This is a genomic window from Moraxella sp. CTOTU47616 (assembly GCF_032017465.1).
GTDB lineage: Bacteria > Pseudomonadota > Gammaproteobacteria > Pseudomonadales > Moraxellaceae > Faucicola > Faucicola tetraodonis.
In genome coordinates, this window is record NZ_DALZPU010000003.1 from 80,751 (window position 1) to 103,884 (window position 23,134).

General features: G+C 44.3%; 20 protein-coding genes. 9 read left to right on the forward strand and 11 right to left on the reverse strand.

Annotated features, from left to right (window positions below; all coding sequences use genetic code 11):
• Positions 1 to 28: 28 nt before the first annotated feature.
• Positions 29 to 1,108 carry a glutamate/aspartate ABC transporter substrate-binding protein gene (locus tag RTS10_RS04515; RefSeq protein WP_138018584.1) on the reverse strand — a complete coding sequence of 360 codons (1,080 nt, stop codon included), beginning with the start codon at positions 1,106 to 1,108 and terminating at the stop codon, positions 29 to 31.
• Between the two features lie 368 nt (positions 1,109 to 1,476).
• Here RTS10_RS04515 and hslO point away from each other — a divergent pair, with 368 nt between their 5' ends.
• Entirely contained in the window at positions 1,477 to 2,412 is a 936-nt protein-coding gene (gene hslO / locus RTS10_RS04520; RefSeq protein ID WP_312539415.1) for an Hsp33 family molecular chaperone HslO, read from the forward strand.
• A gap of 233 nt (positions 2,413 to 2,645) precedes the next feature.
• A complete protein-coding gene (locus tag RTS10_RS04525) occupies positions 2,646 to 2,867 on the forward strand; it encodes a dodecin family protein (protein WP_065253328.1) in 222 nt (73 codons plus the stop codon).
• Between the two features lie 58 nt (positions 2,868 to 2,925).
• Here RTS10_RS04525 and topA read toward each other — a convergent pair whose 3' ends face one another.
• From topA to RTS10_RS04540, 3 genes are read right to left on the reverse strand one after another with little or no spacing between them, the layout of a single operon-like run.
• Positions 2,926 to 5,682 carry a type I DNA topoisomerase gene (topA, locus tag RTS10_RS04530; protein ID WP_312539416.1) on the reverse strand — a complete coding sequence of 919 codons (2,757 nt, stop codon included), beginning with the start codon at positions 5,680 to 5,682 and terminating at the stop codon, positions 2,926 to 2,928.
• Positions 5,683 to 5,729: 47 nt separating this feature from the next.
• Positions 5,730 to 6,230, reverse strand: coding sequence for a hypothetical protein (locus RTS10_RS04535; RefSeq protein WP_312539417.1), 501 nt, complete (start codon positions 6,228 to 6,230; stop codon positions 5,730 to 5,732).
• Positions 6,231 to 6,238: 8 nt separating this feature from the next.
• Positions 6,239 to 6,994: a ParA family protein gene (locus RTS10_RS04540; RefSeq protein ID WP_312539419.1), complete on the reverse strand. Its 756-nt coding sequence runs from the start codon at positions 6,992 to 6,994 to the stop codon at positions 6,239 to 6,241.
• Positions 6,995 to 7,234: 240 nt separating this feature from the next.
• Here RTS10_RS04540 and RTS10_RS04545 point away from each other — a divergent pair, with 240 nt between their 5' ends.
• A complete protein-coding gene (locus RTS10_RS04545; protein ID WP_312539420.1) occupies positions 7,235 to 7,894 on the forward strand; it encodes a DUF2799 domain-containing protein in 660 nt (219 codons plus the stop codon).
• A 260-nt stretch (positions 7,895 to 8,154) separates the two neighbouring features.
• On the opposite strand, the gene ttcA is transcribed toward RTS10_RS04545, so the two are convergent.
• Together ttcA and RTS10_RS04555 are read right to left on the reverse strand one after the other, a co-directional pair.
• On the reverse strand, positions 8,155 to 9,324 hold the full coding sequence (ttcA, locus tag RTS10_RS04550) for a tRNA 2-thiocytidine(32) synthetase TtcA (RefSeq protein ID WP_312539560.1): 1,170 nt from the start codon (positions 9,322 to 9,324) through the stop codon (positions 8,155 to 8,157).
• Positions 9,325 to 9,592: 268 nt separating this feature from the next.
• Positions 9,593 to 10,819 carry an AI-2E family transporter gene (locus RTS10_RS04555; protein WP_312539423.1) on the reverse strand — a complete coding sequence of 409 codons (1,227 nt, stop codon included), beginning with the start codon at positions 10,817 to 10,819 and terminating at the stop codon, positions 9,593 to 9,595.
• A gap of 314 nt (positions 10,820 to 11,133) precedes the next feature.
• On the opposite strand from RTS10_RS04555, the gene purM reads away from it, so the two are divergent.
• Entirely contained in the window at positions 11,134 to 12,180 is a 1,047-nt protein-coding gene (gene purM / locus RTS10_RS04560) for a phosphoribosylformylglycinamidine cyclo-ligase (RefSeq protein WP_099834354.1), read from the forward strand.
• A 159-nt stretch (positions 12,181 to 12,339) separates the two neighbouring features.
• Positions 12,340 to 13,032, forward strand: a complete 693-nt coding sequence (gene purN, locus RTS10_RS04565) for a phosphoribosylglycinamide formyltransferase (RefSeq protein ID WP_312539425.1) — start codon at positions 12,340 to 12,342, stop codon at positions 13,030 to 13,032.
• Positions 13,033 to 13,086: 54 nt separating this feature from the next.
• Here purN and ubiA read toward each other — a convergent pair whose 3' ends face one another.
• From ubiA to RTS10_RS04580, 3 genes are all read right to left on the reverse strand, one after another.
• Positions 13,087 to 13,998 (reverse strand): 4-hydroxybenzoate octaprenyltransferase, encoded by a 912-nt coding sequence (gene ubiA, locus RTS10_RS04570; protein WP_312539426.1) that lies wholly within the window; start codon positions 13,996 to 13,998, stop codon positions 13,087 to 13,089.
• A 92-nt stretch (positions 13,999 to 14,090) separates the two neighbouring features.
• The gene (locus RTS10_RS04575) at positions 14,091 to 14,909 is read right to left on the reverse strand and encodes a methyltransferase domain-containing protein (RefSeq protein ID WP_312539427.1); all 819 of its coding nucleotides are present in this window, start codon (positions 14,907 to 14,909) and stop codon (positions 14,091 to 14,093) included.
• Positions 14,910 to 14,925: 16 nt separating this feature from the next.
• Positions 14,926 to 15,741, reverse strand: a complete 816-nt coding sequence (locus tag RTS10_RS04580) for an oxygen-binding di-iron domain-containing protein (protein WP_312539429.1) — start codon at positions 15,739 to 15,741, stop codon at positions 14,926 to 14,928.
• A 243-nt stretch (positions 15,742 to 15,984) separates the two neighbouring features.
• Between RTS10_RS04580 and RTS10_RS04585 the strand changes: the two genes are divergently transcribed.
• The 4 genes from RTS10_RS04585 to RTS10_RS04600 all read left to right on the forward strand — a co-directional run bounded on the left by RTS10_RS04585 (position 15,985) and on the right by RTS10_RS04600 (position 19,587).
• A complete protein-coding gene (locus tag RTS10_RS04585) occupies positions 15,985 to 16,947 on the forward strand; it encodes an IS30 family transposase (RefSeq protein ID WP_312539430.1) in 963 nt (320 codons plus the stop codon).
• A 211-nt stretch (positions 16,948 to 17,158) separates the two neighbouring features.
• Positions 17,159 to 17,830 carry a tRNA (adenosine(37)-N6)-threonylcarbamoyltransferase complex dimerization subunit type 1 TsaB gene (gene tsaB, locus RTS10_RS04590; protein ID WP_312539431.1) on the forward strand — a complete coding sequence of 224 codons (672 nt, stop codon included), beginning with the start codon at positions 17,159 to 17,161 and terminating at the stop codon, positions 17,828 to 17,830.
• 113 nt (positions 17,831 to 17,943) lie between these two features.
• Positions 17,944 to 18,780, forward strand: coding sequence for an undecaprenyl-diphosphate phosphatase (locus tag RTS10_RS04595; protein WP_312539432.1), 837 nt, complete (start codon positions 17,944 to 17,946; stop codon positions 18,778 to 18,780).
• Between the two features lie 6 nt (positions 18,781 to 18,786).
• Positions 18,787 to 19,587 carry a class I SAM-dependent methyltransferase gene (locus RTS10_RS04600; protein WP_312522952.1) on the forward strand — a complete coding sequence of 267 codons (801 nt, stop codon included), beginning with the start codon at positions 18,787 to 18,789 and terminating at the stop codon, positions 19,585 to 19,587.
• A gap of 54 nt (positions 19,588 to 19,641) precedes the next feature.
• On the opposite strand, the gene RTS10_RS04605 is transcribed toward RTS10_RS04600, so the two are convergent.
• Complete coding sequence (locus RTS10_RS04605; protein WP_096489283.1) at positions 19,642 to 20,070, reverse strand: hypothetical protein; 429 nt, start codon at positions 20,068 to 20,070, stop codon at positions 19,642 to 19,644.
• Positions 20,071 to 20,185: 115 nt separating this feature from the next.
• Complete coding sequence (secA, locus tag RTS10_RS04610) at positions 20,186 to 22,996, reverse strand: preprotein translocase subunit SecA (protein ID WP_312539433.1); 2,811 nt, start codon at positions 22,994 to 22,996, stop codon at positions 20,186 to 20,188.
• Positions 22,997 to 23,134: the final 138 nt, after the last annotated feature.

Sequence of the window (23,134 nt, forward strand, 5' to 3'; positions counted from 1 at the left end):
CTAACCTAGTTTGTTGTTATCCCATCAACTAAGGTTTTGTTGCACTTGCAATTGCATTGCTTGCAGATGCCACAGCGGTTGCCACATTACTCGCGCCCGTTGCTACTGCATTAACGGTAGCAGATGCGGCTGCATTAGCGACGTCTTTTGGTTGCGCGCCGTCATGTGGGTTTGCTAACAAGCTTTTTAAGTTATCAGACATTTGGAAGTTCATGTTGATGTTTTTTGGTGGAATCGGTGACATGAACCATTTTTTATAGATGTCGTTGATTTCACCTGATGAATAAGTCGCAACCAACGCATCATCGACTACTTTTTTGAATTCACTATCGTCTTTACGCATCATACAGCCGTAAATTTCATACGATTGTGGGGTACCAACAATGACCCATTTGTTTGGATCTTTGGCTTTGGCTTTTTCACCCGCGAGCAGTACGTCATCCATCATAAAGGCTGCCGCACGACCGCTTTCTAACATCAAGAAAGATTCGCCGTGGTCTTTGGCAGAAACGATGTTAATGCCCATTTTTTTGTCATCGTTGAGTTTTTTGATAAAACGCTCAGAGGTAGTACCTGCGGTAGTCACTAAGGTTTTGCCTTTTAAATCCGCAAAATCTTTAATACCTGAATCTTTAGCGGTTAATAAGCGAGTACCAATCTCAAAGAAACCGTTTGAGAAAGCCACTTGTTTTTGGCGCTCTTCATTGTTGGTGGTTGAACCACACTCTAAGTCAACCGTACCATTTTGTACCAATGGGATACGGGTTTGTGAGGTTACGAGGTTGTAACGCACTTTGAGGTCTGGCATATTCAATTGTTTTTTGACTGCGTCAACAATTTTTAATTGGAGGTCATGAGCATAACCCACAGGTTGGTTTGGCGTACCTGCGATATAAGAAAATGGAATTGAGGAATCACGGTAACCCAGTACGATTTCCCCTGATTTTTTAATTTTATCGAGCGTTTTTTCACCAGTAGCCGCTGCCGCTGGTTGGCTACCTTCAGTCCCTGCTGCTTTGTTGTCGCTGGCTTTGTTACAACCTGCAAGACCTAATGCCATAATAGCAACGGTTGCTAAGGCGATTGGCTTTTTAGAGATTAAAATCATCCTATGATCCTTGTCGTATGATACGTTCTTAGTTAATCTTTTCGCTGTGTGGCCGTCAATGCCAAATCGAGTAAAAAGACTCCCCCCATCTCTTTGTGTTTATCCTTCCCTGTCCTTCATCATCCCTCATTGCACCCATTAAAATCTGGCAAAACCTTGCACAATGACTGATAAAAAATAGTTAAGGATATTCAAAAGATTTCAAATGTGAGTTTATAGTAATTTACTTTTCTGTGTTGTGACAATAGATTTACAAAAAATATTTTTTTCTTCATCGACAATTTTTTTACCATTTTTTTGCTATTTTGTATTTTATCCCCATTTATAGCTCAATAAATTGATTAAACTTCACTTAAGATAGGTTATTTATGACAACAGCGACTCAAGCACTTCACGATTTTGATATGCGCCAACGTTTTTATTTTGAGAAAAGCCCCGTACGCGGTGACGTGGTACGAATCAACGATAGCCTGCAGACGATATTGCAGCAAAAAGATTACCCAGTTGCCCTGCAAAAACTACTTGGGGAAATGTTGGTTGCGGCAAGCTTGCTGATTGGCACCTTAAAAATTGAAGGTCGTCTATCCATTCAATTGCAAAATTCAGGCGCAGCCACTGACCCTGAACAGGACAGCTTAACTTGGGCGATGGCAGAGTGCGACCATCAAGGTCATATTCGCGGTCTTGCAGAGTGGACAGGCGCGTGGCAATCCGCACAAACGGCGAATGATGCCTTTGCCAAGCTTGGTAAAGTCGGTGAAGGGGTGTTATTTATTAATATCCAACCTGATGCCACGTATGGCACACAAGCAGAAGGTTATCAAGGTATTGTTGAGCGTGTGGCGGATAATTTAGCGGATTGTTTGGCACATTACCAACAGCAATCCGTACAGATTCCTACCTTAATCAACTTGGCTTGTGATGGTGAGCAAGCGGGCGGTATCGTGCTGCAGTTGCTACCACGTACCACAGAAGAAGAGTATGAGACGGTGGATAATGACTTGTTCCCCCGCTTAAAAATCTTAACCAAAACGCTAAAAGCTGAAGAATTAACCACCTTACCAGCCGATGAGATTTTATATCGCTTGTATCATGAAGAAGACGTGGTGACGGCTGAGCCTATGCCGTTGACCTTTGCTTGTACTTGCTCACAGCAGAAAAGTGAATCGGCAATTTTTCAGTTGGGCAAACCAGCTGCATTAGAAATCGCTAATGAGCATGGGGGCGCGGTGGCGTTAGATTGTGGTTTCTGCGGACATGTTTACCGTTTTGATCACAAAGATATTGAAATGATTTTTGCTTAATTTAAAGGCTTGCATAGCTACTTTTACATCATTTAAAATAGCGCAATATTGGTTACGCTTCTAGTTGATGTGATAGCCAAAACTAATACCAAAGTTACAAGTTAACTTTGGTATTTTTTTGCATATTTGATAAGTTATAAGCATCAGGTTTGCGATAACTTAAGTTAAACTTGATAAGTTTTAGATTAAAAATTAATTAGGAAAATAATATAATAGAAAATAAGGATATCGTTATGTCAGTGGCAAAAAATATTGAAATTAGTAGCAGCTCAACGGTAAGTTTTGAAGACGCGATCAAAAAAGGCATTACACAAGTCAACAAAACGGTTAATAACGTGGAAGGTGCTTGGATTAAAGAGCAAAAAGTACGCATTAGCGATGGTAACATCACTAGCTATAACGTGATGATGATTGTTAGCTTTGTAATTGAAGATGACAGCACTGATTTAAAATAAAGATTTTATTTATCCATAAAAAACCCTAGCATAGGCTAGGGTTTTTTGTTAGTTGCCATTATTCTTCCACCCATTTGCCTTTTCGATAAACCAAGGCAAATTTAGTCGCTTTGCCGTCTTTTTCTGAGCCGATATATTGCTCGGCATTTTTACGGCTCCAACGCAAAATTGTTGGATTGCCCTCATTATCAGTATCTGGCGCGCTAAATAAATACTGGAATTTATCTTCCAACTGATCTTGTATCGCGCGTAATTCTGACAGTTTTGGTGGGCGCGTCTCTCGCACTTTGGGAAATTTTGAGGCTGCCAAGAATAATCCTGCTGCCCCTTCACGCAAAATATAATGGTCATCAAATTTTTGCGACTTGAGTTCTGGCATAGGAATTGCGGTCATGCGTGGTGGCGCTGCATCGCCATTTTTGAGCACTTTACGGGTGTTATCGCACTGCTGACAGGCAAAATAGGCACCAAAACGCCCAGTTTTAAGCACCATTTGCCCATCGCATTTATCACAGGGTATAGTAGGCACATCATCATTGCCTGCGGTTTCAAACACGCCTTTTTCTAATAGATAGCCATCACAGTCAGGATTGTTACCACAGACATGGAGTTTTAACCCGCCATCGACAATATACCCATCCATCGCGGTATGGCATTTCGGGCAGCGTTTTTTCTCAAGTAGCGCTTGTATCTCGTCGTTGTTGTCCGCATCGTCCTCACCGAGATTTTGGCTCTCTTTACTGGTTTGGCTATGAAAAGCTTCCACAGGCATCAAATTTTTGGTGCCTTTACAACGCTCTTTGGGGGGTAAATTATAGCCGGTACAACCCAAAAACACCCCTGTAGAGCCTGTACGGATCTGCATTGGGCGCTGACATAGGTCACAATGAATATCTGGAACATCGGTTGGGTCATTGGGCTTCATGCCGTCTTCGTCTTTGGCACGCTCTAACTTGCCTTTAAAATCGCCATAAAAATCATCCAGCACTTTTTTCCAGTTTTGCTGACCTTCAGCGACTTCATCTAGGTTTTCTTCAAGCCCTGCGGTAAAAGTATAGTCCATCAAATTCGGAAAACTGTTGATCAATCTGTCAGTGACGATATCACCCATTTTTTCGGCGAATAAACGTTTGTTTTCTACCTTGACATAACCACGTTCTTGAATGGTTGAGATGATAGCAGCATAGGTGGACGGACGACCAATCCCACGTTTTTCCAATTCTTTGACTAGGCTTGCTTCAGTGTAGCGGGCTGGTGGCTTGGTAAAATGTTGGGTAGGTTCGATACTATCGACCACCAGTTTTTCCCCGATTTTTACATCAGGTAATAGATTGTCTTCATTTTTGGCAGGGGGCTGTACTTTGGTATAGCCATCAAAGGTCATCACGCGACCTTTGGCTCTAAGCTCAATCTCGCCAGCATTGACAATCAACGTCATGGATTGGTACTGCGCAGGTGGCATCTGACACGCCACAAACTGGCGCCAAATCAGCTCATATAAACGCTGGGCATCGCGCTCCATGTCTTTTAGCGAGGCAGATTGCACCAAAACATCTGACGGGCGAATCGCTTCGTGCGCTTCTTGGGCGTTTTGCTTGTTGCCATACACATTGGGCGATGTTGGGACATATTTTGCGCCGTATTGCTTGTCAATAAAACCGCGCACACTGGTAAGTGCATCCGCTGACAAAAAAGTACTGTCGGTTCGCATATAAGTGATATGACCTGCTTCATACAGGCGCTGAGCCAGCATCATGGTTTTTTTGACCGGAAAACCAAGGCGGGTACTTGCGGCCTGCTGCAGTGTCGAGGTGATAAAGGGTGCAGACGGTTTTGATTGGGTGGGTTTTTCTTCCCGATCCGCCACGATAAAATCGGATGTTTCAAGCAGCGCAACAATCGCATTGGTCTGTTCTTCGTTTTTTAGTTCAAGGGGTTTGCCCGCTTTTTTTACCGCTTCTAGGCGAATGGTCTCTTGTTTGGCTTGCTGGCTGTGGGTATTGCTGTGGATTTCCCAATATTCCACTGGGGTAAAAGCACGAATTTCACGTTCACGCTCCACCACTAAACGCGTGGCGACAGATTGTACTCGCCCTGCCGACAGTCCGCGCGCTACTTTTTGCCATAGCAATGGCGATACCATGAAACCTACGACACGGTCTAAAAATCGTCTGGCTTGCTGCGCGTTGACACGGTCATAGTTTAGCTTGGTGGGGCTTTTAAAGGCATTTTGAATTGCGTTTTTGGTGATTTCGTTAAATACCACGCGGCTGTATTTGTCATCACTGCCACCGATAACTTCTTTGAGATGCCAGGCAATCGCTTCCCCTTCTCTATCCAAGTCGGTTGCAAGATAAATTTCTTTGGCGTCTTTGGCAAGGGATTTTAATTCTTTAATGACTTTAACTTTGCTGGGTAGAATTTCATAATGCGCCACCCAGTCGTGCTCGGGGTCAATGCCCATGCGCCGTACCAAGGCTTGCTGCGCTTTTTGCTCTTTGGTGAGCTTGGTATCCGACTTATCGTCGGTTTTTGCTGCACCAGAACCCGACACAGGTAAATCACGCACGTGCCCCACACTAGAGCGAACGATAAAATCATTTCCCAGATACTTATTGATGGTTTTGGCTTTGGCAGGGGATTCCACAATCACCAAGGCTTTGCCTTGCCCCGACGTTTTAGGCGCTGTTTTTGATGCTTTTGATGTGGCTGTTGATTTGGGCGCGGCGGCTTTTTCGGCGGCTTTCGTGTCTGCTTTTGTATCAGCCGTATCCGTGGTTTTGGTTGATTTTCTCGCTGTCGGTGTTTTACTCATGTTGGGTTCACAAAATCATTAAAAAGGGTAAGTTAAAATACGAAAAGTTAGCTATTCTGCACCAATTTGGCATAATCATGCAATTTACTTTTTAACATGATTAGGTCTTTTTCGGTGGTTTCAAGTTCTGATTTCATGCCCAGTTGGCTATTTTCTTGCCAATAAATACACACAAAATTGGCTTTACAGCTTAAACCTTTAACGGTTGTTGCGATGGATGCCGGTAAATCAACCTCGCGATTATCAAGCGCAAAATTGGCGGGATAATGCCTGGTAAAGGGTCGCCATTTGCCCTCAATTACTTGATAATCACAGGGGCGCATCTTTGCATCCTCAATCACCACGCCGTATTGCGCCATCATGCCTTTACCGCGTTCGCCTGTATCGCCGATAATCCAATCGGGGCATGCGACCAGTTTTGGCTGCACGCCCACGCGTCTGGCTGCCATGCGCAGATTATCACGCATGGTCTCGCGAGCAGAGGGTTTTAACCCCATGATACTACCGACAATAAACACCCCGATGGCGATGGCTATCCATATTCCCATTGATTATATTACTCGTACCAGCTGCTATTTTTGGATTTTTTAGATGACGTTTTTGCTTCAGTTTTGGTGTCAGCTTTGTTTTCGGCTTTGGCGTCAATTTTGTCAGTCGGCTGCGGCTCGGAAGCTAACATATCCATAATCGGCTGCCACTGGGCTTGAATGTCGCGATACGGTTTTTGGCTTTTATCAAAAATCGTCAAGCCGCGCTCTGCCAACGCTTGATAAATACTACGCTCAGATAGCCAAGCCAGTGGCTGCTGCCCAATATCAGTAAAATACGCTATCAGTTTTTCGGTCGGCTCATTGTCCTGCATCAATTGACTACGCACGCGATTGGCAACAAGATAAATATCGACTTTACCTTTGCGGATACGTTTGATGTCTTCTAGACTTTTTAAAAAGCGTTTGGTACTGTCAATATCAAAAAAAGCGGGTAAAACAGGAATTAAAATCGCCTTGCATTCGGCAATCAGCTGCTCGGCTTTAGTGCCTGATAACGCACCTGGGGCATCAATAATCAGCCAGTCGTTTTTACCCAAGGTTTTTGGGATATCACCTATATCATTGCTATCGCGCCAGTCAATACCGATAATGGCAGGTACGTCCGCTGGGCGCATTTTTAGCCACTGCAGGCTTGATTTTTGGGGGTCTGCATCTGCCAATGCCACTGTTTTGCCTTGGTTTGCCAATGCCGCCGCTAGACTCACCGCAATCGAGGTTTTACCACATCCCCCTTTTTGATTGGCGATTAAAATTTTTTGCATGACCCTCACCCTGTTGATAAAAAATTAATGCAATATCACCACATTAACCCAAATTTTGACCCTATTAATTTGATGCTATTCATTTGGTTGTATTAAGTAGCCTAACAAAATTTTAACCATTGATAAATGCTTTTATATAAATAATCTGCTAAATTAAAAAATATCAATTCATTAACGGTTTAATCGATTTAGCCAGTTTTTGACTGGCTAATAGCGACCGTAAACCTCAAAGGTGCCACCATGACGATGCTTTCATTCATAGAAACCTATCACCTAGCAACCACCTCAAAAAAAATGCTTGGACTGTTTGCTATCACTGCCTCGATGGCAGGTTGTGCTACCTTGGGCGGCGGATTAACACCCACTCAGTGCCAACAAAGCAATTGGCAAACCATTGGTTATCAAGACGGTTTACTCGGTCGCAGTCAAAATTATATTCAAAAGCATATCAAGCAATGCGCTAAAGCCAATACTGTGCCTAATCAGCAACAGTGGCAACAAGGTCGTGAAGAAGGGTTAAAACGTTATTGCACACCGCTACGCGCTTATCAGTTGGGACGTGAGGGCTACGACTACAATGATGTATGTCCACAATCGATGACGCTTGATTTGTTAAAAGCGCATGACGAAGGTTATCTCAACTACCAACGTGAGCAAAGGCTAAATCAACTGTGGTACAACACCGACCCATTTTGGGGCTCACCCTTCTACGGTAGTCGTTTTGGTGGTTGGGGCGGTTTAGATAGAGGGTCACGTCCGTATTATCCGCGGAGTGTACCTAACATCCGTTACCCAAAATACAGCGATACCAATCAGCCTAAATCAAGCCAACCTGTAGCGCCTCGCCCTATTACCCCTAGCAATGATGCAACCATAGGTTCAAAAAATAATCGCAGCTAAGATAAAAACAACGCGACGAACTTATCGTGAAATTTTGTTTTGAAATCTCGTTGCGCAATCTCATTGAACGATGGAACCCGCTGCTTGGAACCCAATGCGTGACGACGATAATTTACAGGTTAGAACTAAAAAAGAAGTTCGGGTGTATTTAACCGAACTTTTTTATTAAACCAGTAGCTTATTAAATCAACCGCTTATCACCTCAATAGCTTAACCCATTACAGTAGTCAAAATAGCCGTGTGCTTGATCCGCTTGGTTATCAAACCAAAGGATTGATTGTCGGTATTTTTTGGCTTTCAGCGTTTTGGCTGGCGTTGGATCTTTGAGACGCTTTGTTTTTCTGAGATTTGGTGGGGTCAAAGCTTTGTACAGCGGGTGCGGTTGGTACCCCTTTTTGCTGAAGCTGCTCGTCAATCTGCCCCGCTTGGATGTTTTCCCCTTCAAATACACGGATATGCTCATCACGCTTTAACTGCAAATTTTCAAAGTCAAACAACTCACGGTCAGCGAGCTGTGACGGTGCGACATTTTGCATCGCGCCGAATATCGAATCCAAGCGATTCGGGTATTGTTGATCCCATGTACGCAGCATGTCATTAATCATCGCCCGTTGTAGGTTTTCTTGACTGCCGCACAGGTTACAAGGAATAATCGGAAACTGCTTGTAATTGGCATATTTGATAATGTCTTTTTCTTCCACATACGCAAGCGGACGAATCAAAATATTTTGCCCATCATCCGATAACAGTTTTGGTGGCATCGCTTTGAGACTACCGCCGTGAAATAAATTTAAGAAAAACGTCGCCATGATATCATCACGGTGATGACCCAGTGCCACTTTGGTTGCACCGATTTGTTTGGCAAATCCATATAACGAACCACGGCGCAGACGTGAACAGGCAGAACAGTAAGTTTTACCTTCTGGTACGATTTGCTTGACCACGCTATAGGTATCTTTTTCTAAAATATAATACGGAATGCCATGCTTGGTCAGATAATTGGGCAAAATATCTTCAGGGTAATCAGGTTGTTTTTGGTCAAGATTGACGGCAATCACATCAAACTGAATCGGTGCTATTTTCTTTAAGAACAATAAAATATCCAGTAAGGTAAAACTGTCTTTACCGCCTGAAATACACACCATGACCACATCACCGTCTTCAATCATGTTGTAGTCACGAATCGCCCAAGAGACCAGCTTACGTAATTTTTTTTGTAGCTTACGAAAACGCGCAGATTTGATGTCATCGCCTTGGCTGTCAGCATTGGCATCGCCCAAGGTTTGCTGCGCTTCATTGTTTAAACCATCATTGTTTGACGCATCATCATCCCAATCATTATTATCAAGCCCATCTATGTCACTATCTGAGTCTACGTCACTCTCTAATAGTTGGGCTAATCGTTGGGGATTTAATTCAGCGGCAGACATGGCTGCTACTGGGCTTACAGAATTGTTTGATTGCATAAGATACCTAACTGATGATAAACCAATAAATAAACCTATGAGGACGCTATCAGCTATCAACGACGCGTTATTTATTGGAAAAATAGCAAATAAAAAAAAGCATTTAACGTAAGGCAGACCAACCCCTCACAATAAATGCTTGATTGAGCGTATCTATAACCGCCTATCACATAGTCGGCTATTATACGGCAAAATTACGCGCTTGTAGTCATTTGAATGACATCTTGCTGTTTTAGAAGATATTTTTTATCCGCGCCATCCAACTGGTATTTTCTTTTTTCATTTGCTCCTCGATTTTTTTTTGTTGCTGCTCAAGTTTGATATCCATCAGATTTTTTTCTTTAAATAGACTATATTGGGCATCGCCTTTATAAAACTCAGTTTCACGGTAACTGTCATACGCATGTTTGAATAGCACATTGAGCACAGCGGCGAGCGGCAAAGCAATCAGCATACCTGCAATGCCTGCAAGTGCCGCCCCGGCAAGTACGGCAAATATCACCCACAATGGTGATAAACCAATTTTATCACCCAACAATAACGGTTGCAGAATATAACCTTCAACCGCCTGCCCTACCATAAAGGCACCGATAATTAGTAGTAAATGTACCCAGTCTACGCCAAATTGAAACAGCCCTGCAATAATCGCCGCAATAAAGCCAAGGGTAAAGCCAAGATAAGGCACAAAACTTGCGATACCCGCCATCATACCGATAATAAGACCGACTTTAAGTCCAATGAGTTGCAGTTGCACCGCATACACCATACCCAGCAGCACCATTACCAGTAGCTGACCTTTGATAAATGACATCAACGCTTCATCACTTTCTTTGGCGATACGATAGACCGATGGAATATAACGGTTGGGAATCATATGACGCATTTTTACCAAGCGCTCATCCCAATTATATAAAAAATAAAACATCAAAATCGGCACCAGTACCACAATGCCCGCCACGTTGATTATATTCATGCCTGATAACATTAAATTGGTAAAAAATGAGCGTGCATCGGTGATATTGTAGTTTTCTTTGAGAAAATCGACCAAGCCTTTGGACATATCACGTACTTGCATGGCAGGTAAACGTATGGGTGTGTGAGAACGCACCCAGCCTCGCAGCGTATTGTTATAATAGTCAATTGCCGTCGGTACATACTTCCATGCCGATTGTAACTGCTCCCACACCAGTGGAATGAGCCACCAGAGTATCAATCCAATCATCAGCGCAGTGGACAAATATACCAGCAAAATCGCCACCCAGCGGCGAATGTGTGCCTTGTCCTGTAATTTTTGCACCAGCGGATTAATCGCATACGATAAAATAAATGCTACCAAAAATGGCAAAATTACCGATTGTAATTGATAAATGATATAGCCTATTGCAACCAAAAACAGCGATATAAATACCCGTTTGAAAAATACATCTTTCGTAAATCGATAAGGGGATGGGTTGTACATAGGTTCCTCAAAAAAGCCAAATACGCCAAAAATATAAGGGTAAAGTTAAATAAAAGACGGTCACTGCCATCGTTGTATTTTCGACTAATTTTAGGTAATTTGACAAAAATAGATAGCGCAAACTGCACAACTCATACAAATATTCAAAGCTATGTTATAACGCCCTATCACATTTGTGAGGCTAGAAGGCGTCATCAATGATAAACAGCCTAATATTGCCAGGTAGCAAAGCGATGGATTATTTTTCTTTTTGATGGGAATTTGGGTATAATGCGCGTATTACTTTTCCCAATGATTCTGGCGATAGGAAGACCATGACTACACAACCCACTTCATTAAGTTATAAAGATGCTGGCGTCGATATCGATGCTGGCGAAGCGTTAGTTCAGCGCATTAAATCAGTTGCCAAAGCAACTAGCCGCTCTGAAGTAGTCGGTGGTTTGGGTGGATTTGGCGCCTTGTGCCGTATTCCACAAGGCTATAAATCCCCTTTATTGGTCTCAGGGACTGATGGTGTCGGTACCAAACTCAAACTGGCTTTACAACTTCAGCAGCACGACACCATTGGTCAAGACTTGGTGGCGATGTGTGTCAATGACCTGCTAGTCTGTGGCGCCGAGCCTTTATTTTTCTTGGATTATTATGCCACAGGAAAACTAGACGTCGATACCGCAGCAACGGTTATCACCGGTATCGGTGACGGCTGTAAATTGGCAAATTGTGCGCTCATCGGTGGCGAGACGGCTGAAATGCCGGGTATGTACCAAGATGACGACTATGATTTGGCAGGTTTTTGTGTCGGCGTCGTCGAAGAGTCGGAAGTTATCACGGGTAAAAACGTTGCCAACAGTGATGTGTTAATCGGTATCGCCTCTAGCGGCGTGCATTCAAATGGTTACTCACTGGTGCGTAAAGTGATTGAAGTCAGTGGTGCCGATGTTGCCACTGAACAATTAGACGGCAAAGCATTAAAAGACGTGCTGATGGCACCGACAAAAATCTATGTCAAAGCCATTGGGCAACTGCAAAAAACCTTGGGCAACGCAAGCTTGCATGCGATGGCACATATCACCGGTGGCGGCTTGACGGAGAACCTACCACGCGTATTGCCCGACCATTTGGCGGCGCAAATTGATGTGAATTCTTGGACATTCCCGCCTGTGTTTCAATGGCTTCAGCAAAAAGGGCATATCGAGCAGATGGAAATGTACCGCACCTTTAACTGTGGCGTGGGTTTTGTCGTCGTGGTGCCGGCAGATAAAGCAGACCAAGCCATTGACTTACTCAATGAGCAAGGCGAAACCGCATGGAAATTGGGTGAAATCGTTGAAAGACAGGGCGATGCGGTAACCTATCGCTAATTTTATCAGCGACTCAATCGGTTACTTTACTATTGGGCTATTTTGCCCTTAAGCTAATTTACCATTGAGCCAATTTACCATTGAGCTAGTTTAAAAGGTGCGTTTTTACGCACCTTACTTTTTCCAACCTATTGCTTTGCTATCATTGTGAAATTGAACATGACAAACCCTACCCCGTTAAAAATTGCCGTCCTCGTCTCTGGCAGTGGCAGTAACCTGCAAGTATTAATTGATAAGCAGCTACAGCAACTATTGAACATTCAAATCGTGGGCGTGATTAGTAATAAAGCCGATGCCTATGCGCTTGAGCGCATCCGCCTTGCCAATGAGCAACAAGTCAATATTGCAACCGCGGTGATTGAGCGTGACGATAATGGCAAAAAATATACCCGTGTCGGTTTTGAACAACAGGCACTGCAAGAATTACGCGCTTGGCAACCTGATTTGGTGGTATTGGCAGGATTTATGCGGATTTTAACGCCGCTGTTTATTGATGGGGTGACCAGTAGCACGGGTTTAAACGTGCCGATGATAAATCTGCACCCGTCACTGCTACCCAATTATAAAGGCTTGGACACCCATACCCGCGTGTTACAATCTGGCGAGCGCTATCATGGTTGCAGCGTGCATCTGGTAACCAGCGAACTCGATGCAGGGGAAGTCATCGCACAAGCGGTGACCTGCGTCAACGCGGCTGAAAATGCGAGCCAATTACAGCAGCGCGTCCATGCGATGGAACACCAACTGCTGCCTATGGTGGTGGGGTTATTTGCTGAGCGGATTGTTTCGCTTAACAATAACCAACTCACCAACCGCCTTGGACTCAATTTGCCTATGAAATTATGGCTATAACCATAAAAAAACGCCTAAATTTGATTGTAGGCGTTTTTTTATGGTTATCACAATTTATCCTCGAAGTGCCGATACACTCAATATCACGATTAGCAAAAATACATAGCGCCCTACCCACACGTTGTCTAAAAATGCGTTAAAGCAAAGCTTGCGATCATAGGTAAGACATTGTTTATTCTGTCGGTAAAACATGGCAACGATAGGTAACAGCGCCAATACTGAAAGCGCGGCAAAATAATGCCAAAACACGCCCGCCAAACTGAGCAAAAACACCCCTTGAAGTAGGCTAATTATCAACACATCATATTTACCAAATAAAATTGCGGTGGATTTGACCCCAATTTTTAAATCATCCTCACGATCTGCCATCGCATATTGGGTATCATATGCCACCGTCCAGCACATATAGCCGAAAAACAGCAGCCAGCACCAAATATCAACCTCGGTCTGCCCTGTTAATACTTGCGATACCGCAACATACGCCATCGGAATCGCCCAACCAAAAGCCGCTGCCAAGAATACTTGCGGCAAATGGGTAAAGCGTTTCATAAACGGATAGATAAACGCCAGCGCCACCGCACCAAATGACCAAATAAAAACCTGCACGGGCAAAAATATTAATAACGCTGCACTCACCCAAGATAAAATTAAAAACGTCCAAACCGCTTCTTTACCCGTCAAGCGACCATCCGCCAGCGGTCTACCTTTGGTTCGCGACACATGCCCATCGACTTTTCTATCAGCAAAGTCATTGATGGCACAGCCTGCCGCTCGCATCAACACCGCACCCACCGCAAAGATTGCCACCACATGCCAAGGGGGGAATTGCTCAAACCCTTTTGCCGCCAAAAAAACCGCCCATAAAGTCGACCAAAACACCAGCTCAATGCCCACAGGCTTATCAAAGCGGGTCAGGTGAATATAGGCTTGTAGCTTATCTTTAAAAGACAGAGTGTGTGTAGTCATAGAATTGTTAATTAAACTAATCAAAAAGGGGGATAAAGTTGATGCTAGTGTAACGCTAAACGTTAGCCAAATCGTCGATAAATTTGTTACCCTTACAGCTGTAAGCCAATCATCAGCAGTTGGTAATCCAGCCCAATCGGTGATTGGTCTTGCAAATAGCGTCTAAATGTCGCCGTATCGATGCTGTCTTTGCCAGAGACGGCGCCACCCATTTGCTTGAGATTTTTTAACAGACTTTTTAAATTGGCATAAGAGGCAGCAAACGATTGCTCGGCTTGATACATTAGCGTGCCTTGGCGCTGTTGCCGCAAGGTCTCTATCGCCGCTAGCCAAGCGTGACTGGGTAAAAAATCAAAAACAGGTAACTTGGGAAAGCGCTGACTGACTTCATGAAAAGAACCTGCCACCGGAATCGCCAAATGCAGCTGACCTTTGGTTTTGACGATGCGCCCAAGCTCTGCGATAACGCTTGGCGACGTCCAATGAAGGGCAAAACTACTTATCACCAAATCGGCAGATTTATTTGCCAATGCCATATCTGCCATATTGGCGCAAAGCGCTTGGCTGTGTAGCGTCATTGGAGAAGTTGGTGGGGATGAGGTAGATGACAGCGGCATCGACAAAAGATGCGCGACTCGCTGTTGCCAAATTGCAAGCATACTGGCAGCAGTATCGACGCCATATAACTGAGCGGAAGCTAACGCTGCGTTTTGTAAAAACTTTGACATTACCGCCTGCGTCAATTTTCCTGTGCCACAACCCACATCCACCATGCACATATCGGTTACGCCGGTATGGTAACGCACAATGAGCTGCGCCAAGTGCTCTGCCACCTGCGATTGAATCGGCGTGGCGGCATCGTATGAGGTGGCAAATTGTTCAAAAACAGGGGTAACAGTACAGGGCATCATCGACTAAAACAACAAATCAGTTAACTTTAACACTATTAATCAGCCCTGCATAGTCATAATCGTCTTGTGTGAGCAAATCAACCCCGCAAGGCAAATTGCCTATCCAATCCAAAAAGCGATTAATCATAGCTTTGCCAACAAAAGATTTGCCATGCTGCGGCACAATCATCTCGACATCTAACTGTCGAACCGCATCTGCCCAAAAGCGGGTGACTTTATTACTGACCATGTAGCGCTGATGAAACCCTCGCATGGTCGGAATATGCGCGTCAAAATCTTCCACTGGCACATTCGCATCACCCAACAACGAAGCCCCCATATCGCCTGAAAATAAAATTTTGCTGATGGGGTCATAAAACTGAAAATTACCTTCTGAATGCAAAAAGTGCGCAGGCAAAGCAAATAACTGGCTTTTCCCCAAAGGCAACACCGCGCCTTCATCTGGTAGCGCAATCAAGCGCTTAAGATACCCTTCTTGCAGACGGTCAGTGGTAAACGCGGAGTTAAGATGCGGTAAAAAACGCTCCCACAATCTTGAGATGACGATATTGGCTTGGGTATGCAATAGCCAACGCGGCAATGACGCAATGATATCGGGGTCTTGGTGTGAGCCAATCACATAGCGGATATGCCTTATATCCGTATGTTTGAGCAGTGCTAGGGTTAGCGGCGTATAGGTCAAATCCCCACCTGGGTCAATAACCGCGCCGACAGTTTCTTCATCTGAGTGCAAAATTAAAAATTGATTGGACTGAATACCGTCACCTTTTACCAAATCACTAAACATAATGCACTGATGCTTGCCATTATCAAAAATTATTTTACCGCTCATAACCTATCTACCCATTTAACCGACAAATAAAACTTAGACCACTAATAAAACATGCTATAACATACGCTATAAAATTGTCCAGCAAAGTGACTTTGAATAACTCTGAGTGACTTTGCAAACCATTGTTAACCGTTAGCTATCAACCTTAGATTCCAACACGAAATGCAACGTTTAATATGAACAAAAAGAGAAGTAAGATGTATGCAGTTGCACTTGCTTTTCAACTCTCACATATCAAACGACATGAAACAATACACACACCTTACTCAAGAACAAAGATACCAAATATCAGCCCTAAAGAAAACCACAATCAGCAATAGCGAAATAGCTAGAATCATCGGTTGCAACAAATCCACCATTACTCGAGAACTTAAACGCAACACCGGACAAAGAGGCTATCGGCCTAAACAAGCCCAACAGCTTAGTGAAACACGTAAAGCCAAGAACAATGGTCGAATCAGACTATTTGGTTGGGCATACATCCAACACCTACTATGTCAAAAATACTCACCTGAACAAATCACAGGTAGACTAACCATGCTTGGCTGGAAAGACGTACCTAGCCATGAAACCATCTACCAACACATCTATGCTGACAAAAAAACAGGAGGTGACTTACACACCCACCTACGCTGTCAAAAAACCTACCGTAAACGCAATTTAGCAGGACAAGACAGACGAGGACAAATACCTAACCGCAAAGATATCAGTGATCGTCCAAGCATCATTGATAAAAGACAACGTCTTGGCGATTATGAAGGCGATACAGTTATCGGACATGGGCATAAGGGCGTTCTTGTTACCTTAGTTGATAGAACCACTCGAGAAACCAAAATCAAAGCCTTGTCAAATCGAAAAGCAGAGGCAGTGGCTAATGCTTGTAATCAGTTACTTAAAGATGAGCAAACACTATCTATTACATTTGATAATGGTAAGGAGTTTGCTTTGCATGAATCTATCGCTGATAAGCTCGGTGCTGATATTTACTTCGCTCGCCCTTATCATTCTTGGGAGCGTGGTACGAATGAAAATACCAATGGTTTAATTCGCCAGTTCTTACCTAAGTCGATATCTTTTGATAATTTATCGGATGATGTTATTCAGGCGATTGAGAATAATTTGAATAATCGCCCTAGAAAAGTATTAGGTTTTAGAACGCCCTTTGAGGTAAAATCTAGTTTCGGTTACGTTGCACTTGGGATTTGAATCCGCCAACTTTAACACATTGGCTTTAAATCCCTAAAAATAGTAAGGATTATAGCACTTTATTGACGGGGTTGAGGGCATTTTTACCTAAATCAATGTTAACTAAATTGTGCTCAAATTTGTTTTTAGTGGTATCATACCAAGCAATTTTTTAGGCAAAATTTGTGTGCTTTAAGCGCATGATTGCTACAAACGGTAAAGGCAATTTGTTATGATTTTGGCACTTGAAAGTGTATTTGACCAATGCTCAGTGGCATTCGTGGATTTAGCTGGTAATGTGGTCGCTGAACAGACCCTGACGGGGAATCGTCTGCAAACCCAGCAAATTTTGCCGATGATACATGCGCTGATGACGGCATCATCGATTGATTGGTCACAACTGACTGCGATTGCTTTTAATCGAGGTCCCGGGGCTTTTAGTGGCATACGCATTAATACAGCGGTAGCGCAAGCCATCGCCTTTGCCCATGATGTGCCTTGTTTGCCGGTATCAAGCCTGCAAACTGTCGCCCAAGCGGCATTTGAACTACATCAACGCTCCCACGTATTGGCGCTGACAGACGCGCGCATGAACCAAGTGTACGCCGGTGAATACGCCATGAGCGATGGTATCATGCAGCTTGTGGCAGGTGCTACTGAGCATTTACTTGATTATGACAGTGTGATAGACAAAGACTTAGCCTTAGTAGGCAATGGCGCAACCTTGGTCAATGCGCAGCTAGGTCAAGCCATCTTTGCCGATATTCGCCCCTCAGCGATTATCATTGCCAAACTTGGGCTAATCTTGTACCAGCAGCACCAATCCGTCCCTGCTGAGCTGGCGTTGCCAGTTTATTTAAGAAATAATGCGTGGAAAACCCTAGCCGAACAACAAAAGGCTTAATTTATCGGCTGATTACTCATGTTGTGTTAAGTTTGACTCGCTACCCTTTACCTTGTTATAAGCGCAAAAATTGTTAGCTTTGACTGTTAATAACTAACATAGTTGGATACGTTATGGATCTTATTTTGATTTTTAAAGCCATCATCATGGGCATGGTTGAGGGCATTACCGAATTTTTACCGATTTCAAGTACCGGGCATTTAATTCTTGCCGATTCCCTGTTAAATTTTTGGACCAAAGACAAAGCCGACTTGTTTATCGTCGTCATTCAGCTGGGTGCGATTTCAGCGGTAATTTATTTGTACTGGGGACGGCTATGGCGTGCCTTGATGGGACTGATTACGGGTAAAGACCCTGAGCGTAAAAACCCGCGTCAATTGGGCATCTCGCTGATTATTTCCACCATTCCGATTATGCTGATAGGTTTGATGTTTGATAAAGCGTTAAAAGCGGCGTTATTTAACCCAACCGTGGTGGCAATCTCATTGATTGTCGGTGGTTTGATTATCTTTTGGGCAGAGCGCCAACAACACAAACATACGGTCAAATATGCCGAAGCAGAAGATATCGATATTAAAACGGCGATTATCATCGGTTTGATTCAATGTCTTGCCTTGATTCCTGGTACTTCTCGCTCAGGGTCTACCATTATCGGCTCGCTATTTTTGGGGGTATCACGTAAGGCGTCTGCGGAGTATTCTTTCTTTTTAGGGATTCCTGTATTGGTGGGTGCTGGGCTACTAGATCTGACCAAAAACCATCATATTTTAACCACCACTGAAGACTGGACCATCATGGCAGTGGGTGTGGTAGTCTCATTTATTTTTGCCATGATTTTCATCAAATGGTTGGTTAACTGGGTCAGTACCCGCGATTTTACGATTTTTGCTTGGTGGCGCATCGTGGTAGGCGTACTGGTACTCATCGCTGGTATGCTGGGCTATATTTAAATCCCTATGCTATCTCATCAATCAATCCAACTGTATTATGTTGACACTTTGCCAAGCGAGCAGCGTTTGGCAAATGTTGAAACGATACTCGCCCCTTTATCCGTCAATTTACAATTGCAAAAGATTACTAGCAAAGTAACTCAAAAATGGCTGAAATCAGTCGATGATAACAGTGTGCTGATTGATGAGGTAGGTGATGTTTTTGTCATCGCAGCGGGCATGAAAGTCAGCCCAAATTGGCAAAACCTACAACAGCGTGTGGTCAAAGCGGGCAAAAAAACTGAACTGCTACTCAAAGCCATGCAGCTACAAGCCAGCATGACTGTCATTGATGCAACCGCAGGGTTTGGGCATGATAGCTTAATCTTGGCAAGTACCGGTGCCAGTGTGACTTTGCTTGAACAGCAGCCACTCATGTTTTTGCTACTGCAACTAGAACAGCAAAAAATGGCGCAGCATCGCAACTGGCAAAAATTGATGAGTCGATTAACGATTTATCATGGCGATGCGATAGAATTGCTGGCTAAGTTGCCTAAAGTCGACCGTGTCTATCTAGACCCGATGTTTCCCGCTGATAGCTACAAATCAGCGGTTAATAAACATATGCAGATGTTGCATACTGTGACGACCCCACCGTCGATTGCGCAATCACAACAATTATTGTCAGCAGCGTTGGCGCAAATAACCCCACAGGGTGTGGTAGTAGTCAAAAGACCCAAATCAGCGCCTTTTCTTGCAGACCAATCGCCTAACCTAAGCCTATCAAATGAGATCGTGCGTTTTGATAATTATTTGAACAGCGTTTAAATGAAGTGTTAAAAAAAAGCTGATGGGTATCAGCTTTTTTTGTGGGTGTAGTTGTTATTGACCAACTTTTTGGTTACCGACGGCAGGCGCTGCATCATCGCTGGCTTTTGGTGCATTGGGCGAAGCAGGTGCATTATCAATCACGGTATCATTTTCCGTAATCTTATCCATGTCTGAATTATCCGCGCCGCCGTCATCTGCAGCGTCTGCCTCGGTGTTACTCGCTGGCATCGCATCAACAGGGGTCGCTGCTGTGCCACTGGCGCTGGTAGCGTCAGGACCGGCATCTACGGTGGCATTGGCTTCGGTCACAGCGGCGCTATTTTTTTCATCGGCAGGCGCAGCTGACATTGGTACGGCTTGTGATTCTGCCGCTGATGCTGCCGCGGCATTGTCTGTGCTGTCTGTCTTTTTATCACAAGCTGTCAACGTAAGCGCCGATACTAAACTCAGCATGGTGATTTTTGCTAGTGTGTTTTGCATGGGTAATCCTCTACTATCAATAAATCGCTCAACCCGACAACGTACTTGATAGTCTATATAGTAAAAATTGCTCAATCAACAAGGTTGCTAATTCAAAGATGATAATGATGTCACCTTAAATTTTACCATGGCATTGCTTGTATTTTAAACCAGAACCACATGGACAAGGGGCATTTCGGCTAATCGCTAAGTTGGCATATGGATTGTCACCATTTTCAGCCATCTCTGGACTCGCGGTTGCCGCTGCTGAGCCGCTTAGACCAAAGGAATACGTAGCTCGCGTGCGTTGCTGGCTATTACGCGCAATCATGTCTTCATCGTCACTCAGCTCACCGGTCACGCCATTCATTTCTTGGTGCTCAAAATGCAGACGCATCATCTCGGCTTGTTCGCGTTGCTGGCGCTCAAGCTCAGCGATTTCTTCTGGCGTTGGGATATGCACACGCGCTAAATCTTGCACGGTTTCAGACTTGATGGCACCGAGCATACTTTGGAACAAAGAGAAAGATTCAGATTTATATTCTTGCTCAGGATTTTTTTGCGCATAGCCTCGCAGATGGATACCTTTACGCAGTTGATCCATTTGGTTGAGATGTTCTTTCCAATGCTTATCTAGACTAGATAGCATAAAGTGACGCTCAAGTTGGGCGGCATTTTCCTCGCCCATTTGCTCACGTCGAGCGCGGTAGTTGAGTAACGCAGCCTCGATGATTTTTTGGCGTAAACCTTCTTCATCCAAACGACGATCGGCATCTAGCCAGTCATTGATTGGCATATAAATACGAAACTCATTTTCAAGCTCGTCTTCAAGCCCATCAATGTCCCATTGGTCATCAATCGAGCCGGGTGGCACGAACTGGTCAATCAAGGCATTGTATACATCGTAGTGCATCGCTTCGATAGCTGCTTGTAGATTACTTTCGGCGAGCAGTTCATCGCGCTGCTTATAGATAACCTTACGTTGTTCGTTGGCAACGTCATCGTATTTGAGTAGGCTCTTACGGGCATCAAAGTCGCGGTTTTCCACTTTGCTTTGGGCGTTTTCAATCGAGCGTGACACCATTTTGTGCTCAATGGCTTCGTCTTCTTTTAGCCCCATGGCGCGCATCATATTCACCACGCGATCGCCAGCGAAAATCCGCATCAAGTCATCTTCAAGCGACAAGAAAAAGCGTGACTCCCCCGGGTCACCTTGACGGCCCGCACGACCGCGCAATTGGTTATCGATGCGGCGCGATTCGTGACGCTCAGAACCGATGATATGTAAGCCACCCGCCTCTAGCACTTGTTGGTTTCGCACTTGCCATTCGGCATGGGCTTGTTGTTTCATTTCAGGGGTGACATTATCGATTTTGGCGAGCTCTGCTTGCCAGTTACCCCCCAAGATAATATCGGTACCGCGACCTGCCATGTTGGTGGCAATAGTGACCGCATTGGGGCTACCCGCTTGCGCGATAATATCGGCTTCACGCTCGTGCTGTTTGGCATTAAGGACGTTATGTTGAATGCCTTCTTGCGTCAGTAACTCTGAAAGCACTTCACTGGCTTCAATGGTTGCCGTCCCCACCAAAATCGGCGCCTGTTTCTCTTGAATGCGTTTGATTTCGCGGATGATGCCTTGATATTTGCCCATTTTACTTAGGAAAATTTGGTCATCAAGGTCGATACGCTGAATTGGTTTGTGGGTGGGGATAATCACCACATCTAAATCGTAAGTTTGTTTAAACTCCGCAGCTTCGGTATCGGCTGTACCTGTCATGCCTGAGAGTTTGTCATACAGACGGAAATAATTTTGGAATGTCGTGGTGGCAAGGGTTTGGTTTTCGGCTTGGATTTCGACCTGTTCTTTGGCTTCAACCGCTTGGTGCAACCCTTCTGACCAGCGGCGACCGGGCATGGTACGCCCTGTGTTTTCATCGACAATGATGACTTCGCCTTCATGCACGATATAGTGAATGTTTTTAACAAATAAATGGTGCGCACGAATCGCGGCTTGAACGTGGGCTAGTAGTGGCAAGCGCGTTGGGCTATATAGACTCTCGTTTTCGCCAAGCTCGCCTTTTTCCACCAAGAATTTTTCGATTTTCTCGTAGCCTTTTTCACTGATTTCGATTTGACGATTTTTTTCATCAATCCAAAAATCCTGCTCACGGTTTTCGCGGTTGCCTTCTTCGGTTTCTGAGCGTTTGAGGCGCGGGATGATGGTGTCAATCAGCCTGTACATAGCCGATGAGTCTTCGGCTTGACCCGAGATAATCAGCGGCGTACGCGCTTCATCAATCAAAATCGAGTCAATCTCATCGATGATACAATAGTTCAGTCCGCGCTGTTTTTTCTCATCTAGGCGAAATACCATATTGTCACGTAGGTAGTCAAAGCCGTATTCGTTGTTGGTACCGTAGGTAATATCTGCGGCATAGGCCTCAAATTTTTCCATCGGGTCTTGCTGTGAGTAAATCACGCCGACAGTCAAGCCCAAAAAGTCAAACAACGGGCGGTTTAATTCGGCATCGCGGCTTGCCAAGTAGTCATTGACGGTGACGACATGCACGCCTTTACCGCTAATCGCGTTGAGATATATCGCAAGCGTTGCCATCAAGGTTTTACCTTCACCCGTGCGCATCTCGGCGATTTTACCTTCGTGCAAGGTGATACCGCCGATGAGCTGTACATCGTAGTGACGCATGCCAAGGACACGGCTTGAGGCTTCACGACAGACCGCAAAGGCTTCAGGTAAAATGGTATCTAGGCTAGTACCCTGCTCAAATTGGGTTTTAAATTCCGCAGTTTTCTGTTTTAATGCTTCGTCAGAGAGGGGCTGGATTTTGGGTTCTAAGGCGTTGATTTTGTCGACCAACTTACGCATTCGCTTAAGCTCACGGTCGTTTTTGGTGCCGATAACCTTGCCTATCATTTTGCCTAACATACGAGGGTTTTCCTAAAGTGCTCAAATCAATAAGTGCAATGACTTTTAATACAATGACGGTTAATAAAGGTGTTCAAAATAAATTTTGCTATTATATATGGGTTTGCTTTTTTTAGATACAAGGTTATGACAGCCTGT

Bases quoted from the DNA above. Each gene is read 5' to 3' on its own strand.
- RTS10_RS04515 (WP_138018584.1), bottom strand. From the start codon at position 1,108: ATGATTTTAATCTCTAAAAAGCCAATCGCCTTAGCAACCGTTGCTATT.
- hslO (WP_312539415.1), top strand. From the start codon at position 1,477: ATGACAACAGCGACTCAAGCACTTCACGATTTTGATATGCGCCAACGT.
- RTS10_RS04525 (WP_065253328.1), top strand. From the start codon at position 2,646: ATGTCAGTGGCAAAAAATATTGAAATTAGTAGCAGCTCAACGGTAAGT.
- topA (WP_312539416.1), bottom strand. From the start codon at position 5,682: ATGAGTAAAACACCGACAGCGAGAAAATCAACCAAAACCACGGATACG.
- RTS10_RS04535 (WP_312539417.1), bottom strand. From the start codon at position 6,230: ATGGGAATATGGATAGCCATCGCCATCGGGGTGTTTATTGTCGGTAGT.
- RTS10_RS04540 (WP_312539419.1), bottom strand. From the start codon at position 6,994: ATGCAAAAAATTTTAATCGCCAATCAAAAAGGGGGATGTGGTAAAACC.
- RTS10_RS04545 (WP_312539420.1), top strand. From the start codon at position 7,235: ATGACGATGCTTTCATTCATAGAAACCTATCACCTAGCAACCACCTCA.
- ttcA (WP_312539560.1), bottom strand. From the start codon at position 9,324: ATGTCTGCCGCTGAATTAAATCCCCAACGATTAGCCCAACTATTAGAG.
- RTS10_RS04555 (WP_312539423.1), bottom strand. From the start codon at position 10,819: ATGTACAACCCATCCCCTTATCGATTTACGAAAGATGTATTTTTCAAA.
- purM (WP_099834354.1), top strand. From the start codon at position 11,134: ATGACTACACAACCCACTTCATTAAGTTATAAAGATGCTGGCGTCGAT.
- purN (WP_312539425.1), top strand. From the start codon at position 12,340: ATGACAAACCCTACCCCGTTAAAAATTGCCGTCCTCGTCTCTGGCAGT.
- ubiA (WP_312539426.1), bottom strand. From the start codon at position 13,998: ATGACTACACACACTCTGTCTTTTAAAGATAAGCTACAAGCCTATATT.
- RTS10_RS04575 (WP_312539427.1), bottom strand. From the start codon at position 14,909: ATGATGCCCTGTACTGTTACCCCTGTTTTTGAACAATTTGCCACCTCA.
- RTS10_RS04580 (WP_312539429.1), bottom strand. From the start codon at position 15,741: ATGAGCGGTAAAATAATTTTTGATAATGGCAAGCATCAGTGCATTATG.
- RTS10_RS04585 (WP_312539430.1), top strand. From the start codon at position 15,985: ATGAAACAATACACACACCTTACTCAAGAACAAAGATACCAAATATCA.
- tsaB (WP_312539431.1), top strand. From the start codon at position 17,159: ATGATTTTGGCACTTGAAAGTGTATTTGACCAATGCTCAGTGGCATTC.
- RTS10_RS04595 (WP_312539432.1), top strand. From the start codon at position 17,944: ATGGATCTTATTTTGATTTTTAAAGCCATCATCATGGGCATGGTTGAG.
- RTS10_RS04600 (WP_312522952.1), top strand. From the start codon at position 18,787: ATGCTATCTCATCAATCAATCCAACTGTATTATGTTGACACTTTGCCA.
- RTS10_RS04605 (WP_096489283.1), bottom strand. From the start codon at position 20,070: ATGCAAAACACACTAGCAAAAATCACCATGCTGAGTTTAGTATCGGCG.
- secA (WP_312539433.1), bottom strand. From the start codon at position 22,996: ATGTTAGGCAAAATGATAGGCAAGGTTATCGGCACCAAAAACGACCGT.